This window comes from Herbaspirillum sp. GW821-FHT09A12, assembly GCF_059418325.1.
In genome coordinates this window covers 33,199-48,591 of the sequence record NZ_JBWKPR010000015.1, presented here as the reverse complement: position 1 = coordinate 48,591, position 15,393 = coordinate 33,199, and the positions used below count along the sequence as shown (strand labels likewise).

Below are 15,393 nucleotides of genomic sequence, written 5' to 3'. Positions count from 1 at the left end.
AAACGAGTTCTAAACACGCTATCTTAATCTACTCGACGTGCAAAACCAAACCTCCCCTCTTATCCTGACCTTCGGCGCCGCCGATCCGGTCGGCGCCACAGGCATCCAGGCCGACCTCGCCACCTTTGCGGCCATGGGCTGCCATGGCCTGTCGGTCGTGACCGCACTGCTTATCGGGGATACCGCCCGCGTGGAAGACGCGCAGATCATCGAAGTCGACTGGGTGGCGGACCAGGCGCGCGTCATCCTCGAAGACATGCCGGTGGCCGCCTTCAAGGTCGGCGCCGTGGGCAGCATCGAGAACATCTCGGCGATTGCCGAGATCGTCTCGGATTACCCCGACGTGCCCTTGATCCTCGATCCCTTCATCTCTTGCCTGTCCAATCTGGAAGAGGAGGAAGAGCGCCTGATCGCCATCCGCGAGCTGCTGGTGCCGCAGACCACGCTAATGCTGGCCTCGGCGGCCGAACTGGCGCGGCTGGCCGAGACTTGGCGCGAGCCCGTGCCCGGCGAAACGCTGATGCTCGATGCCATGCGCATCATCGAAATGGGTTGCGAATACCTGTTCGTCACCAACACCCAGACCGATCTGCAAGAGATCGGCAACACCCTCTTCGACGAGTCAGGCCTGGTGCGCCAGGACGCCTGGCAACGCCTGCCGGGCTCCTTCACCGGCGCCGGCTCCACGCTCTCGGCCGCGATTGCGGCGATGCTGGCCAACGGCCTGGAAATCCCCGAGGCGGTCACCGAAGCCCAGGAGTTCACCCTGGCCGCGCTGGCCAACGCGCAACGCTTCGGCATGGGCAAGCTGGTGCCGGATCGCTATTTCTGGGCGCGCGAGGCGGAAGATCCCGGCCACCCCGGCTAACGTATTTGCAGATGTGCAGTTGAGAATTTGAGTATTTGAATCGGTAAGGAATATGTCCAAGTCCAGTAATGAATCCCTGTTCGCCCGCGCCCAGAAAACCACGCCGGGCGGCGTCAATTCCCCGGTGCGCGCCTTCCGTTCGGTGGGCGGCACGCCGCGCTTCATCGAACGCGCCGACGGCCCCTATTTCTGGGATGCCGAAGGCCGCCGCTACATCGACTACATCGGCTCCTGGGGCCCGGCCATCGTCGGCCACGCCCATCCCGAGGTGGTCAAGGCGGTGACCGATGCGGCCGCGCGCGGCCTGTCCTTCGGCGCGCCGACCGAGGCCGAAATCGAGATGGCCGAAGAAATCATCAAGCTGGTGCCGTCGATCGAGCAGATCCGCCTGGTGTCGAGCGGCACCGAAGCCACCATGAGCGCGCTGCGCCTGGCGCGCGGCGCCACCAAGCGCGACAAGATCGTGAAGTTCGAAGGCTGCTACCACGGCCACGGCGACTCGCTGCTGGTCAAGGCCGGCAGCGGCTTGCTGACCTTCGGCAACCCGACTTCGGCCGGCGTGCCGGAAGATTTCGCCAAGCACACGCTGGTGCTGGACTACAACAACACCGCGCAACTGGAAGACGCCTTCAAGACCGCCGGCAACGAGATCGCCTGCGTGATCGTGGAACCGGTGGCCGGCAACATGAACCTGGTGCGCGCCAGCGACGAATTCCTGCAGGCGATGCGCCGTCTGTGCACCGAGTACGGCGCCATCCTGATTTTCGACGAAGTAATGTCGGGCTTTCGCGTGGCGCTGGGCGGGGCCCAGGAACTCAACGGCATCACCCCCGACCTGACCGCGCTGGGCAAGGTGATCGGCGGCGGCCTGCCGGTGGCGGCCTTCGGCGGCCGCGCCGACATCATGCGGCACCTGGCGCCGCTGGGCGGCGTGTACCAGGCCGGCACGCTCTCGGGCAATCCGGTGACGGTGGCGGCCGGCATGGCCACGCTGAAGATCATCCAGCAGCCGGGCTTCTACGCCAGGCTGGGCCTGCAGACCAAAAAGCTGGCCGAGGGCCTGACGGCGGCCGCCAGGCAAGCCGGCGTCACCTTCGCCGCCGACGCCATCGGCGGCATGTTCGGTTTGTATTTCGCGGCAGCGATACCGGACAGCTACGCCGAAGTGATGAAGGGCGACAAGGAAAGCTTCAACCGCTTCTTCCACCAGATGCTGGACGCCGGGGTCTACTTCGCGCCATCGGCCTTCGAAGCCGGCTTCGTCTCCGCGCAGCACGACGATGCGGTGATCGACGCCACCATCGCGGCCGCTTCCAAGGCATTTGCGGAACTGGGCTGACACTCAAAGGCTGCCGGCGCATGCCGCAGCCTTTTCTTTCCGACAATAAAAAAGGACGCCGAAGCGTCCTTTTTTATTCGGTAAAGCCTTGTATCCGGTGAAACTTTTCCCCTGGATCAGGCCGAGAACGACGAGCCGCAACCGCAAGTGGTCGTGGCATTCGGGTTCTTGATCACGAACTGCGCGCCTTCCAGGTCGTCCTTGTAGTCGATCTCGGCGCCGACCAGGTACTGGTAGCTCATCGAGTCGATCAGCAGCTGCACGCCGTTCTTGGACATGGTGGTGTCATCTTCGTTGACGATCTCATCGAAGGTGAAACCATACTGGAAACCGGAGCAGCCGCCGCCCTGCACGAATACGCGCAGTTTCAGGTCAGGGTTGCCCTCTTCTTCGATCAGTTGGGCCACCTTGGCGGCAGCGCTGTCGCTGAAGTTGATCGGGGTCGGGATATCGGTTTGTTGCAGTTCGGCTACGGCATTCATGTTGGGCTCCTGCTTGGCTTGGGCGGACAATGATTCATTATAAGCCCTTGCGGATTTTCATGCTTCGGACGACGCGGCCAGCTTCAGCAGCGGCGTTTCTTCCGCCTGGTCATGGCTGAGCTTGCCGGAAACCAGCGCGCCGCCATGCATTTCCAGCGCCTTGTAATAGACATTGCCGGTAATGCGGGCTTTGGGCTGCAATTCAAGCAGGTCGGTCGAGTAGACGTCGCCGACGATCTCGCCATTGACGATCAGGTGCGCGGCGCGCACCTCGCCGACCACCTTGGCATGCTCGGAAATCACCAGCACGCTGGATTGGCCGCTCTCGCCGCTGATGTTGCCATTGATATGGCCGTCGATGCGCAGGCCGCCCTTGAAGCCGATCTCGCCCTTGATGCTGGTCGACATGCCGATCAGGCTGTCGATCGTGCTTTTGGTCTTGCGTCCGAACATGAAATCACCTCACAGGTCTACCGACTGCTGGGCGCGCACCTGGCCGCGGTCGAGAACACGAACTGCAACCGCTTTAATGGTCGCTCCCTCCGGCACATTCAACACGCCTTCAACCCGCTGGTAATACTTGAATGCGAGCCTGTAACGCGCAAGATCGGTCGAATTGGATTCCGGGAAATTGATAATAGCACTCTTGCCCGCCTGCCAAATCGTGATACTGAGCTGTAAATTCCCGGCAAATTGCTGGGTACCGCCCCCGCCTTGCATGACCAGGATCCGGTAACGCAATTGGCTAGGCCCGGCCAGCTCGGCCTTGAAGCGCTGGATGGTGATCCCCGGCGCGCCGAGGTTGGTCGGCAACAGGCTGTCGAAAAAGGCAAGATCCTCTTTCTGGCGGTTGTTTTCCGCTTCCAGGTTCTTCACCTGGTTCGCCAGTTGCGCCTGGGCGGCCTGGGCGATCTTCAGCTCGTTCTGCGACGCGTTCGAGGCGGTCTGCAGCCGATCGTTTTCCGCCGACAGCTTCTTGACCTGCCCGGAGAGCGTCGATACCTGCTCGCTGTCGTCGCTCTGGATCCCGGGCAGGTTGTTGCGCCCCAGTTCATAAGCCCATACCGCCAACGCCGCCCCGCCACCCAGCACGATCGCCCACAACAGGGCCTGCAGCGGCCACGGCAGATGGCGCTTGATGGTCATCTTCGGCGCGGAAATCGTCAGGCGCCGTTGCCATAGCTTGTACTTCACGGCAGGACAGGGACTTGTAGCAGGCCGCTGGTTTCTTCCAGGCCGAACATCAGGTTCATGCACTGCACCGCCTGGCCCGAGGCGCCCTTGACCAGGTTGTCCTGCACCACCAGCACCACCACGGTGTCGCCGTTGTCCGGACGATGCACCGCCAGGCGCAGCATGTTGGACGCGCGCGTGGTGCGGGTTTCCGGATGCGAACCGAACGGCATCACGTCGACGAAAGGCTCGTTCTTGTATGCCTCTTCGAACAAGGCCTGCAGCGCGGCGTTGTCGATATCCCTGGTCAAGCGCGCGTACAGCGTGGAATGCATGCCGCGGATCATCGGCACCAGGTGCGGCGTGAACAGCAGGCCGACCTTTTCGCTGGTCAATTTGGAGAGGCGTTCGATGGTTTCCGGCGAATGGCGATGGCCGGATACGCCGTAGGCCTTGAAGTTGTCAGAGGCTTCCGAGAACAGCAGCGACAGCTCGGCCTTGCGTCCCGCGCCGGACACGCCGGACTTGCAGTCGGCGATCAGGTGCGAGGCATCGATCACGCCGGCCTTCAACAGCGGCGCGAAACCCAATTGCATGGTGGTCGGATAGCAACCCGGATTGCCCACCACGCGCGCGCGGCGGATCTGTTCGCGGTTCAGTTCCGGCAAGCCGTAGGCGGCTTCCTTCAACAGCTCGGTGCAGCTGTGCGGCAGCTTGTACCATTTTTCAAAGGCGGCGACATCCTGCAGGCGGAAATCGGCGGCGAGGTCGATCACCTTCACGCCCGCGGCCACCAGCTCAGGCGCCTGGGCCATGGCCACGCCGTGCGGGGTGGCGAAGAAGACCACGTCGCAGTCGGTCAAGCGGGCCTTGTCCGGCGAGGAAAATGCCACGTCCACGCGGCCGCGCAGGGACGGATACATTTCCGCCACCGGCATGCCGTCTTCCTTGCGCGAGGTCACGGCCTGCACGCTGGCTTGCGGGTGGCTCGCGAAAATACGCAGCAATTCGACGCCGGTGTAACCGGTTCCGCCGACGATACCTACCTTGATCATGTCTTGTCCTTGCGAAAAAAAGCGAACAGAAAGCTTCGCAGAAGCAAAGTTTCTCAAACTTTTTCATTCTAGCAGGAGAATATTTCCCGCTGATTTCTGTTGAGGAAGTTATTTCACCGGCAATCTTCAAAAATCCCGCCATGCGGGAAGCGCTGCGCCGCCCGGCACAGCGCAGTGGCGCGCAGCACAGCAGCGTTCCGACACCGTAAAAAGCAAAAAGCCGCCAGCAAACATGCCGGCGGCTTTCTGTGATGCGAGAAACGATTAACGCTTCGAGAATTGCTTTGCGCGACGTGCCTTGCGCAGACCAACCTTCTTACGTTCGACTTCACGCGCGTCACGGGTGACGTAGCCTGCGTTCGACAGGGCTGGCTTCAGGCCGGCGTCGTAGTCGATCAGGGCGCGGGTGATGCCGTGGCGCACTGCGCCGGCCTGGCCGGACTCGCCGCCGCCGTGCACGTTGACCATGATGTCAAAACGCTCGACGTTGCCGGTCAGTTCCAGCGGCTGACGGATCACCATCAGGCCGGTTTCGCGGGAGAAGTATTCAGCGGCGGGCTTGCCGTTGACGACGATATTGCCAGAGCCGGCCTTGATGAAAACACGAGCCACAGCACTCTTGCGACGGCCGGTTCCGTAATTGTAGTTACCGATCATGTCTGTTCCTTAGAGCGCGAGGGGTTTCGGTTGCTGGGCGGAGTGCGGATGGTTGCCATCTGCGTACACCTTCAGCTTCTTGATCATGGCATAGCCCAGCGGGCCCTTGGGCAGCATGCCCTTGACAGCCTTCTCCAGCGCACGGCCGGGGAAACGCTGCTGCATCTTCAGGAAGTTGGTTTCGTAGATGCCGCCCGGATAGCCGCTGTGACGGAAATACGTCTTTTCAGTCGCCTTGGTGCCGGTGACGCGCAACTTGCCAGCGTTGATCACGACGATGAAATCGCCGGTGTCGACGTGGGGGGTAAATTCCGGTTTGTGTTTGCCGCGCAGTCGGAGTGCCACTTCGCTGGCAACACGTCCGAGGATCAAGTCCGTCGCGTCAATCACGAACCACTCACGCTGAACCTCATGGGCTTTAGCGGAAAAGGTCTTCATGTTTGACTTCCTAAATGAAAAAATAACGCTCAAAGTGGCGGTTCCGTTCGTCCGTGCCGGCCGTACTAGATGTATCTAGACAGGCCTTCACGCCTTGCGGACTCATCCTTTTATCTTCCCGAGCGCATGGGAAAGCCGAGAATTATAGCCTTTTCAATGACTTAGCGTCAAAAGGTTTGACGGCTTTTGTCGCATTTCGCCGCGCCGGGGTAGCAACAAGCGGCGAACGCGCCTGTTCCGATGGCAAACAGGCAAGTTTGCCGACAGGTGCGGCCGGGATCGCGGAAAAATGGATAAAAAAAACCCGGAAACAGTGGTTCCGGGTTTAATCCACACCAATGAGGAGGGTGGAGGAGACATCGTTACGTGCTGCAAATACATCCGTTGAAACCAATATAGCAAAGCGAATTGTGCATTGCAATATACGTTCGAATATTTTTTCGAAATCCCTTAAAAGGCACGCCGTTGTTGGGTTTACACGACTCGACAGTACTTGAAGAACCATGACAAACAGGCAATTCCACCGCATCGCAAAATGACATACCCCGGCGCAACTGCGCGCCTGCGCATCGCCGCAGCAGCGGCCCCGGCCGCCAAAAGCTACAATACGCAGCTCTTTCAACCAATTTGGACTACACGATGGAATGCACAGTGCGCTGGACCGGATTGTCCGGCATGACCTTTACGGCGGAAACAGGCTCGGGACATCTGGTCACCATGGACGGCGCGCCCGATGGCGGCGGCCGCAACCTGGCCCCGCGCCCGATGGAAGTGGTGCTGGCCGGCACCGGCGGCTGCACCGCTTATGACGTGGTGGTGATCCTGCGCAAGAGCGGCCAGGATGTGCGCGGCTGCGACGTCACGCTCAAGTCCGAGCGCGCCGAAACCGATCCGAAAGTGTTCACCAAGATCCACTTCCACTTCACCGTGCGCGGCCGCAACCTCAAGCCCAACGTGGTCGAGCGCGCCATCAAGCTGTCCCACGAGAAATACTGCTCGGCCTCGATCATGCTGGAAAAGACCGCCGAACTGACCCACTCCTTCGAGATCATCGACGACCTCGCCGAAGCGGTGCCGGCGCTGGGCCAGCAGCAGTAAGCAAGGATCACGGCAAAAAAAAAACGCCGCACGGCTTGCGCCGGTGCGGCGTTTTTTACATCCGGGGCGGCTCAGACGTAGTAAGCCACGCCCGTCATCACTTTCGACATCGCCTTCATCAGCCCCTTGATGGGCGCAGGCATCTCGGCCGCGCCCAGCTCCTTCGCGGCCTGGCCATGTTCGACCTCATCGATGCGCATCTGCTCGACGATGGCGCGCGACTTGTTGTCCTGCGCCGGCAGCTTTTCCAGGTGGCTCAGCAAATGCAGCTCGACCTGGCGCTCGGTCTCGGCCACAAAGCCGAGGTTGCGCGCATCGCCCACGCGGGCCGCGATGGTGCCCAGCACGTAGGAACCGGCATACCAGACGGGATTCAACAGGCTGGTGCGCGAACCCAGCTCGCGCAGGCGTTCGGCGGTCCAGGCCAGGTGATCCTCCTCTTCGATGCCGGCATGCTCGAAGGCCTGCTTGATCTCGCGCTTCTGGGCCAACCGTCCCTGCGCGTCGTACAGCGCCTGGGCGCAGACCTCGCCGACATGGTTGACCCGCATCAGGCCGGCCGCATGCCGCTTCTCGGCCTCGTCCATCACGCCATCGGCCAGGCCGCGCCCGGGATTGGGCCGGCTTTCGGAGACCACGCCGCTGACCACGCGCAGCGCTTTATCCAGATCGGTAATCAGTCGGTCGACGAATTGCATGCGTACCCTTCCTATTGGTGGCTCAGGCCATCTTCCAGTTGATCTGCTCGCCGGCCGACAGCGGCACCACGGTGGTATCGCCCATCGGCAATTCGGCCGGGATGGTCCAGCTGTCGCGCTTGAGGGTGACCGTGCCCTGGTTGCGCGGCAAGCCGTAGAAGGCCGGGCCGTTGAAGCTGGCGAAGGCCTCGAACTTGTCCAGCGCGCCGGCCTGGTCGAAGGCTTGCGCGTACAGCTCCAGCGCGTGCAGCGCGGTGTAGCAGCCGGCACAGCCGCAGGCGTGCTCCTTGAGGCCCTTGGCGTGCGGCGCCGAGTCGGTGCCGAGGAAGAACTTGTCGTTGCCGGAAATAGCCGCGGCCACCAGCGCCTGGCGGTGGGTCTCGCGCTTCAATACCGGCAGGCAGTAGTAATGCGGGCGGATGCCGCCCTTGAAGATCTCGTTGCGGTTGAACAGCAAGTGGTGCGCGGTGATGGTGGCCGCGGTCGGGCCCTCGCCGGCCAGCACGTAGTCGGCCGCTTCCTTGGTGGTGATGTGCTCGAACACCACTTTCAGCTCGGGCATGGCCTGGCGCAAGGGCTTCATGATGCGCTCGATGAACACCGCTTCGCGGTCGAACAGGTCGATCGCCGGATCGGTGACTTCGCCGTGGACCAGGAACGGCATGTCCAGCTCCTGCAGCACTTCCAGCGTCTTGTAGCACTTGCCGAGGTCGGTCACGCCGGCGTCCGAGTTGGTGGTGGCGCCGGCCGGGTACAGCTTGACGGCCTTGACGAAGCCGCTGTCCTTGGCGCGGCGGATCTCGTCGGGCGGGGTATTGTCGGTCAGGTAGAGCACCATCAGCGGCTCGAACTGCATCCCCTCGGGCAATGCCGCCAGGATGCGCTCGCGGTAGGCCGCGGCCTGTTCGGTGGTGGTGACCGGCGGCTTCAGGTTGGGCATGACGATGGCGCGCGCGAACTGGCGCGCGGTGTGCGGCAACACGTCCTTCAGGGTGGCGCCGTCGCGCAGGTGCAGGTGCCAGTCGTCCGGGCGGGTGATGGTCAGTTGGTTGCTCATTCGATGTTCTTTCTGGTCTGGAATTGGCGGATGGCGGGCATCCCATGGCCGCGTCCGGCCGCGCGGGCCGGGGCTTCACCATCAAGAGCGATATTCTACCGTAGCCGTCAAGCCCCGGCCGGCCCGGCGCACGCCGGTTTGATGCCGGACAAAAGAAAGGCCGCATCGTCGCCGATGCGGCCTTCTCTCCTTCGGAGGCGCCCAAGGACGCCGCCGGGATTGGATCAGTGGGTGATGATCTTGGCCAGGAAATCGCGCGCCCGTTCCGAACGCGGCGAGGCGAAGAACTCATCCTTGGCGCAATCTTCCACCACTAGGCCCTTGTCCATGAACACGACGCGGTTGGCGACCTTGCGGGCGAACCCCATTTCGTGGGTCACGACCATCATGGTCATGCCTTCCTGGGCCAGGCCGACCATGACATCCAGCACTTCATTGATCATTTCCGGGTCGAGCGCCGAGGTCGGCTCGTCGAACAGCATGGCGATCGGGTCCATCGACAGCGCGCGGGCAATCGCCACGCGCTGCTGCTGGCCGCCGGACAGTTGGCCGGGGAATTTGTCCTTGTGCGCCAACAGGCCCACGCGGTCGAGATACTTCAGGCCCTTCTCGGTCGCCTCGTCCTTGCTGCGACCCAGCACCTTGACCTGGCCGATGGTCAGGTTCTCGCGAATGGACAGGTGCGGGAACAGTTCGAAGTTCTGGAACACCATGCCGATGCGCGCGCGCAGCTTGGACAGGTTGGTCTTGGGGTCGCCCACCGAGATGCCGTCCACGGTGATGTCGCCCTTCTGGAACGGCTCCAGGCCGTTGACGGTCTTGATCAGCGTCGACTTGCCCGAACCGGACGGGCCGCACACCACCACCACGTCGCCCTTTTTCACCGAAGTCGTGCAATCGGTCAGGACCTGGAAGCTGCCGTACCACTTGCTGACGTTGTTGAGTTCAATCATTTGTTTCTCCTGGATTTCTGGATGCGTTGGGCGGCCGGCGCGTCATCTGCGCCAGCCGCCGTCATGGGGCTTAACGGATGATGGCGATCTTGCTCTGGAAGCGCTTGACCAGTTGCGACAGGCCAAAGCTCAGGATGAAGTACACCACCGCCACGAACAGGTACATTTCCACCAGGCGTCCATCGCGCTGCGCGATCTTGGAAGCGCTGGTGACGAAGTCCGGCACCGAACCCAGCACGTACACCAGCGACACGTCCTGGAACAGGACGATGGTCTGGGTCAACAGGATCGGCGTCATGTTGCGGAACGCCTGCGGCAGCACCACGTTGCCCATCATCTGCCAGTAGTTCATGCCGATCGCGTAGCCGGCGAACACCTGGCCGCGCGGAATCGACTGGATGCCCGAGCGCATGATTTCGCAGTAATAGGCAGCCTCGAACAGGATGAAGGTGATCAGCGCCGACTGGAATGCGCCCACCCGGATAGGCTCGGACGCGCCGATGATCCACGCCCCGATGAACGGCACCAGGAAGTAGAACCAGAAGATCACCAGCACCAGCGGGATCGAACGGATCAGGTTGACGTAGGTGGTGGCGATGAACGACAGCGGCTTGTTGCTGGACAGGCGCATCATCGCCAGCAGCGTGCCGAGGATGATGCCGCCCAGCATGGCCGAGAAGGTCAGGACAAGCGTGAATTTCAGGCCCGTGGTGAACAGGTAGACCCAGGAACGCTCGATGACGTCGAAGTCGAAATTGCTGAACATGGATTAATGCCCTCCCGCACTGGTGCTACCGCTGGAGATATAGCCAGGGACAGCCGTTACCTTTTCCAACAGGCGCGCCAACAGCAGCGCAATGGCGGAAATGACGATATAGATGATGGTTGCACCGGTCAGCGCCTCGAAGGTCTGGAAGGTGAACTCGCGCATCGAGTAGGTGGCGGCGGTCAGTTCGATCAGGCCGATGGTCAACGCCACCGAGCTGTTCTTGATGATCGCGGCGAACTCGTTGGTCAGCGCCGGGATGATAATGCGAAACGCCATCGGCAGCAGCACGTAGCGGTAGGTCTGCACCGGCGTCAGGCCGAGCGCCTGGCCGGCCATGCGCTGGCCGCGCGGCAGCGCCTGGATGCCGGTCGTGACCTGCACCGCGACACGAGCAGAGGTAAAGAATCCCAGCGCCAGGGTGGCGGTGACGAAGGATGCGTCGGGCAGGCCCTTGAGCCAGTTGCCGATGCCACTGGGCATCAGTTCCGGCATCACGAAATACCAGAGGAACATCTGTACCAGCAGGGGAATGTTGCGGAACAGTTCCACGTAACCGTTGGCGAGGCGAACCGCCCATGGTTTTGTTGTTGTGCGGATGGTGCCGGCGATGGTGCCGAGGACCAGCGCCATGATCCAGGCGGATATCGCTGTCGCGAGGGTCCATTTCAGGCCCGCCATCAGCGTATCGATATAGGGAATGCCGTCGGGAGACATCTCCCAGAAGATTCCCCAGTTCCAGTTGTAATGCATAAGTGGCCTCGTCTCTGTTTCGAGTCAGTCTGTCAGGCGCGATCACCAGGCAAATGCCGCGCCATGGATATTCCGGTCAGTCACCGGCCGCTGTGGATAAAAGCAATTGCACCGCGGCAACCGCCTTTGCCGGCCGGTTAAACAAAACGGGGGACCAGGCCCCCGTTTCGTCAAGACGGATTGATTCGTCTTGGGATAAAACGGGTCGCCCCGTTTCATCACTCATTGCCAAAGGCAATCAGCCGATTACTTCTTGGAAGAAGATTGCTTCTGCGCTTCCGGAACGGCTGCATACGCGGCCGGTTCGCCCGAATCGGTCGGCTTGGCCAGCACAGCTTGCAGCTGCGGGCTCATCGGCACGTTCAGGTTCACGCCCTTGGGCGGAATCGGCGACTGGAACCACTTGGCATAGATCTTCTTGATCTCGTCACCCTTGTAGACCACGGTCAGGGCATCGTCGACCACCTTCTTGAAGGCGACGTCGTCCTTCGGCAGGATCAGGCCATAGGGCTCGACCGACAGGGCTTCCGAAGAAACCTGGTAGTCGCCCGGCGCCTTGGAGTTGGCAGCCAGCGAGGACAACAGGATGTCGTCCATCACGAACGCCGCGGCACGGCCGGTTTCCACCATCAGGAAGGCTTCGGCGTGATCCTTGGCGGCCAGGATGTTCATGCCCAGGTTACGCTCTGCGTTCAGGGTAGTGATCTGCTTCAGGTTCGAAGTGCCCGAGGTCGAGACGACGGTCTTGCCCTTCAGGTCGTCCAGGGTCTTCAGGTTGGCGGCCTTCTTCGACAGGAACTTGTTGGCGGTCACGAATTCGGTCACCGAGAAGGACACCTGCTTCTGGCGTTCCATGTTGTTGGTCGCAGAGTCGCACGAGATGTCGGTGGTGCCGTTGGCGATCAGCGGAATACGGGTCGCCGACGTCACCGGAACCATCTTGATGTTGAGCGACGTCAGGCCCAGCTTCTTCTGGATCGCGGTAGCGGCCTTCAGGCACAGGTCGATCGAGTAGCCCTGGTAGGACTGCTTGTCATCGAGATAGGAGAACGGGATCGAGGAATCGCGCACGCCCAGTGTCAGGGTGCCGGTATCTTTGATCTTCTTCATCCGGCCGGTGAACTCTTCCGCATGGACAGAACCCATCAGAACGCTTGCGCCGACCAACACCCCTGCTAGCTTCAATAACTTCATTGTGTGACCTCCTGGAAAAATTTTTACGTAGTGTACCAAAAGCCCTCTTCCAAAAACAGCCTGAGCAGTCCATGGAGCAAGGCTTAGCGGTCCTGTTGCCATGCCTCTTTTTTATTGTTAAGCCATATCTTTGCAGGCTTTCTTTCATCCGCTTGCAGCCGCTGCCGCCAACCGATGGCGGCACGCAACCCATAGCAGTGATCCAGATGCGCGACATGCGGCGGCGGCATTTTACGACAGATACCCAAGCCAATCGCCCGCAGCGCGCCAATATTCCATTCCCGGTGAAGCGTCCATCGCCTGCCGCATCGCAGCGGCCGATTCCCCCGACAGACAGCCAGCACATCTTACATGAGCATCCGGCCCGGCCGGCTATGCTTTCGCGGCATCGTTGCCGATCCCCCGCCAAAACCGCCGCGATAGCTTCTTACCGTCAGCAATATCCATGCCAGAAAACTATTTTGCGATCTTGTCCGAAGGGAAGCGAAACGAATCGCGCAGCACATACCCCATCGGCAGCCCCAGCGCCTGCTTGCGCGCTCCCGCCGGCTGCATGAACCAGCGGTAATACATGCCCTGGATCTCGCCATCGAAAATCATGCGCGCCATCTCGCGATCGACCAGCGCCTTGAAGGCGGCATCGCCCTTGCGCATCATCATCGCATAGGGATCGACCGACAATGCCTCGCCGACGATCTCCAAGGCTTCCGGCGTCTTTATTTCGGTGCGGTATGAATACAGCAACACGTCGTCGTCGGCATAGGCGTCGGCGCGCCCGTCCAGCACCATCGTCACGGCTTCCTCATCGTTGCCCGCCTCAAGCCAGCGCATATCGAGCACGCCCGCGGCGTCGCGCGCCTTTACATAGGGCAGGATGGAACTGCCGCGCAGCGTCACCACGCGCTTGCCGCGCATGTCGAGCCACGAGCGGATGCCCGAGTCCTTGCGCACCATCATGCGCGTGGTCGTATAAAAGTGGGGAACGGTGAAATCGAAACGGCTTCTGCGCGAAGCGTTATTGGTAGTCGAGCCGCACTCGATGTCGGCGGCGCCGCTGGCGATGGCCTCGAAACGGCCATCGATATCGACCGGCAGGAACTTGAGCTGCATCTGGGGCAGCCTGGCTTCGCGTCGTACGGCGTCCGCGATCTTCCGGCAAATCTCGATGGAATAGCCGGCCACCCGGCCGTCGCTGCCGGCCTCGGCGAAAGGGAAATGGTCGACCGGAAAAGCGATCACCATCGTGTTGGTGCGCCGGATCTTGTCCAGCGTGTTTTCGGCGTGCGCAAGCAACGGCGCCAGGCACAAGCATGCCAGCACCGCCATTGCCAGTTTCACGCACCGCACGACATCAGCGCCGCCGGTGCGCACGCGCACACGAACCACGTCTCCTCCCTTACCGCTTTTCCGCAACCGACGATCTTATGCTGTCGCCTTGGCTGCCCATGCCGTGAATAAAGCCCTATTACGGGTACAAACCTCGCATTTCACGCGCCTGCAGCACGCGTGTGCAAGCCACGATGAACGCCGCGGTGCGCAGTGAAACCTTCTTCTCGTCGGCCAGTTGCCACACCGCGGCGAAGGCTTCGCGCATGATGCGGGTCAGGCGCAGATTGATCTCGTCCTCGGTCCAGAAGAAGCTGGAGAAATCCTGCACCCATTCGAAGTAGCTCACCGTCACGCCGCCAGCATTGGCGATCACGTCGGGCACGATCAGCACGCCCTTGTCGCGCAGGATATCGTCGGCCGCCGGCGTGGTCGGGCCGTTGGCGCCTTCCAGGATGATCTTGGCCTTGATGTTGTTGGCATTGGCTTCGGTGATTTGCTGTTCCAGTGCAGCAGGCACCAGAATGTCGCAGTCCACCGACCAGAATTGGGCGCGCTCGGCAATCTCGTCGGCGCCGGCAAATCCCTTCACGCTGCCGTTCTGCGCGACATAGGTCTGCAGCGCGACGACATCCAGGCCGCCGGCGTTGAACACCGTCGTCACATGGTCCTGAACCGCCACCACCTTGGCGCCGGCTTCCGCGAACAGGCGTGCGGCGATGCCGCCGACGTTGCCGAAACCTTGCACCGCAACCTTGGCGTCCTTGATGTCGAGGCTGCGCTTGGCGGCCGCTTCGCAGCCCACCACGAACACGCCGCGGCCGGTCGCCTCATGCCGTCCCAGGCTGCCGCCCAGCGAGATCGGCTTGCCGGTGACCACACCCGAAGAGGTGCTGCCCTGGTTCATGGAGTAGGTATCCATCATCCACGCCATGATCTGCGAATCGGTGTTCACGTCCGGCGCCGGAATGTCCTTGTTGGGGCCGATGATGATGCCGATTTCGCTGGTGTAGCGGCGGGTGACGCGCTGCAGCTCGCCGCGCGAGAGCGTCCGCGGATCGACGCGGATGCCGCCCTTGGCGCCGCCGTAGGGAACGTTTACCGCCGCGTTCTTGACGGTCATCCAGGCCGACAGCGCCATCACTTCCGACAGCGTCACGTCCTGGTGGAAACGCACGCCGCCCTTGCCCGGGCCGCGCGAAGTATTGTGCTGGACACGATACCCCTCGAAGTGGGCGATGGTGCCGTCGTCGCGCTCGATGGGGACGTCGACGATCAGCATGCGCTTGGGGCGCTTGAGGGTTTCCACCCAGCGCGCCAGCGACCCCAGGTAGGGCGTCACGCGGTCGATCTGTTCGAGATAGACGCCCCACGGGCCGATGCCGTGCGGGACGAGGTAGGAAGGCACTTCGTGGTTAGGTACGTTCGACATGATGCAATCGCTCCTTTTGTTTGCCGTGCTGTTCAAGACGCTGCAAAGAAATCGAGACCTGCCGAGCATAGTACTCCGCCGCGGCCAACGATCAAGATACGTCG

The 15,393-nt window shown here is 61.7% G+C and carries 17 protein-coding genes; 3 read left to right on the top strand and 14 right to left on the bottom strand.

Features of this window, described 5'->3' with window-relative positions; all coding sequences use genetic code 11:
- Positions 1-37 precede the first annotated feature (37 nt).
- A complete protein-coding gene (gene thiD / locus AC07N6_RS22135) occupies positions 38-868 on the top strand; it encodes a bifunctional hydroxymethylpyrimidine kinase/phosphomethylpyrimidine kinase (RefSeq protein ID WP_494783344.1) in 831 nt (276 codons plus the stop codon).
- Positions 869-920: 52 nt separating this feature from the next.
- The gene (gene hemL, locus AC07N6_RS22130; RefSeq protein WP_494783345.1) at positions 921-2,207 is read left to right on the top strand and encodes a glutamate-1-semialdehyde 2,1-aminomutase; all 1,287 of its coding nucleotides are present in this window, start codon (positions 921-923) and stop codon (positions 2,205-2,207) included.
- A gap of 116 nt (positions 2,208-2,323) precedes the next feature.
- Here hemL and erpA read toward each other — a convergent pair whose 3' ends face one another.
- The 6 genes from erpA to rplM form a co-directional block, all read right to left on the bottom strand.
- Positions 2,324-2,689, bottom strand: a complete 366-nt coding sequence (gene erpA, locus AC07N6_RS22125; protein ID WP_141911395.1) for an iron-sulfur cluster insertion protein ErpA — start codon at positions 2,687-2,689, stop codon at positions 2,324-2,326.
- A gap of 57 nt (positions 2,690-2,746) precedes the next feature.
- Positions 2,747-3,142 carry a bactofilin family protein gene (locus tag AC07N6_RS22120; protein WP_494783346.1) on the bottom strand — a complete coding sequence of 132 codons (396 nt, stop codon included), beginning with the start codon at positions 3,140-3,142 and terminating at the stop codon, positions 2,747-2,749.
- A 9-nt stretch (positions 3,143-3,151) separates the two neighbouring features.
- Positions 3,152-3,856: a DUF6776 family protein gene (locus AC07N6_RS22115; RefSeq protein WP_494783387.1), complete on the bottom strand. Its 705-nt coding sequence runs from the start codon at positions 3,854-3,856 to the stop codon at positions 3,152-3,154.
- A 23-nt stretch (positions 3,857-3,879) separates the two neighbouring features.
- Positions 3,880-4,917 (bottom strand): N-acetyl-gamma-glutamyl-phosphate reductase, encoded by a 1,038-nt coding sequence (gene argC, locus AC07N6_RS22110; RefSeq protein WP_494783347.1) that lies wholly within the window; start codon positions 4,915-4,917, stop codon positions 3,880-3,882.
- Between the two features lie 264 nt (positions 4,918-5,181).
- Positions 5,182-5,574, bottom strand: coding sequence for a 30S ribosomal protein S9 (gene rpsI / locus AC07N6_RS22105; RefSeq protein WP_050469370.1), 393 nt, complete (start codon positions 5,572-5,574; stop codon positions 5,182-5,184).
- A 9-nt stretch (positions 5,575-5,583) separates the two neighbouring features.
- Positions 5,584-6,012, bottom strand: a complete 429-nt coding sequence (gene rplM / locus AC07N6_RS22100) for a 50S ribosomal protein L13 (RefSeq protein ID WP_494783348.1) — start codon at positions 6,010-6,012, stop codon at positions 5,584-5,586.
- A 639-nt stretch (positions 6,013-6,651) separates the two neighbouring features.
- Between rplM and AC07N6_RS22095 the strand changes: the two genes are divergently transcribed.
- Complete coding sequence (locus AC07N6_RS22095; protein ID WP_494783349.1) at positions 6,652-7,110, top strand: OsmC family protein; 459 nt, start codon at positions 6,652-6,654, stop codon at positions 7,108-7,110.
- A 71-nt stretch (positions 7,111-7,181) separates the two neighbouring features.
- Here the strand turns inward: AC07N6_RS22095 and coq7 are convergent, their stop codons facing one another.
- The 8 genes from coq7 to AC07N6_RS22055 form a co-directional block, all read right to left on the bottom strand.
- Entirely contained in the window at positions 7,182-7,808 is a 627-nt protein-coding gene (coq7, locus tag AC07N6_RS22090; RefSeq protein WP_494783350.1) for a 2-polyprenyl-3-methyl-6-methoxy-1,4-benzoquinone monooxygenase, read from the bottom strand.
- A 22-nt stretch (positions 7,809-7,830) separates the two neighbouring features.
- On the bottom strand, positions 7,831-8,865 hold the full coding sequence (gene pyrC / locus AC07N6_RS22085) for a dihydroorotase (RefSeq protein ID WP_494783351.1): 1,035 nt from the start codon (positions 8,863-8,865) through the stop codon (positions 7,831-7,833).
- Between the two features lie 224 nt (positions 8,866-9,089).
- Positions 9,090-9,818, bottom strand: a complete 729-nt coding sequence (locus AC07N6_RS22080; protein WP_494783353.1) for an amino acid ABC transporter ATP-binding protein — start codon at positions 9,816-9,818, stop codon at positions 9,090-9,092.
- 70 nt (positions 9,819-9,888) lie between these two features.
- Positions 9,889-10,584: an amino acid ABC transporter permease gene (locus AC07N6_RS22075; protein ID WP_494783354.1), complete on the bottom strand. Its 696-nt coding sequence runs from the start codon at positions 10,582-10,584 to the stop codon at positions 9,889-9,891.
- 3 nt (positions 10,585-10,587) lie between these two features.
- On the bottom strand, positions 10,588-11,337 hold the full coding sequence (locus AC07N6_RS22070) for an amino acid ABC transporter permease (protein WP_494783355.1): 750 nt from the start codon (positions 11,335-11,337) through the stop codon (positions 10,588-10,590).
- A gap of 246 nt (positions 11,338-11,583) precedes the next feature.
- Positions 11,584-12,531 carry an amino acid ABC transporter substrate-binding protein gene (locus AC07N6_RS22065; protein WP_494783356.1) on the bottom strand — a complete coding sequence of 316 codons (948 nt, stop codon included), beginning with the start codon at positions 12,529-12,531 and terminating at the stop codon, positions 11,584-11,586.
- 456 nt (positions 12,532-12,987) lie between these two features.
- On the bottom strand, positions 12,988-13,917 hold the full coding sequence (locus tag AC07N6_RS22060) for an amino acid ABC transporter substrate-binding protein (protein ID WP_494783357.1): 930 nt from the start codon (positions 13,915-13,917) through the stop codon (positions 12,988-12,990).
- 79 nt (positions 13,918-13,996) lie between these two features.
- Positions 13,997-15,289, bottom strand: coding sequence for a Glu/Leu/Phe/Val family dehydrogenase (locus AC07N6_RS22055; RefSeq protein ID WP_494783358.1), 1,293 nt, complete (start codon positions 15,287-15,289; stop codon positions 13,997-13,999).
- Positions 15,290-15,393 lie beyond the last annotated feature (104 nt).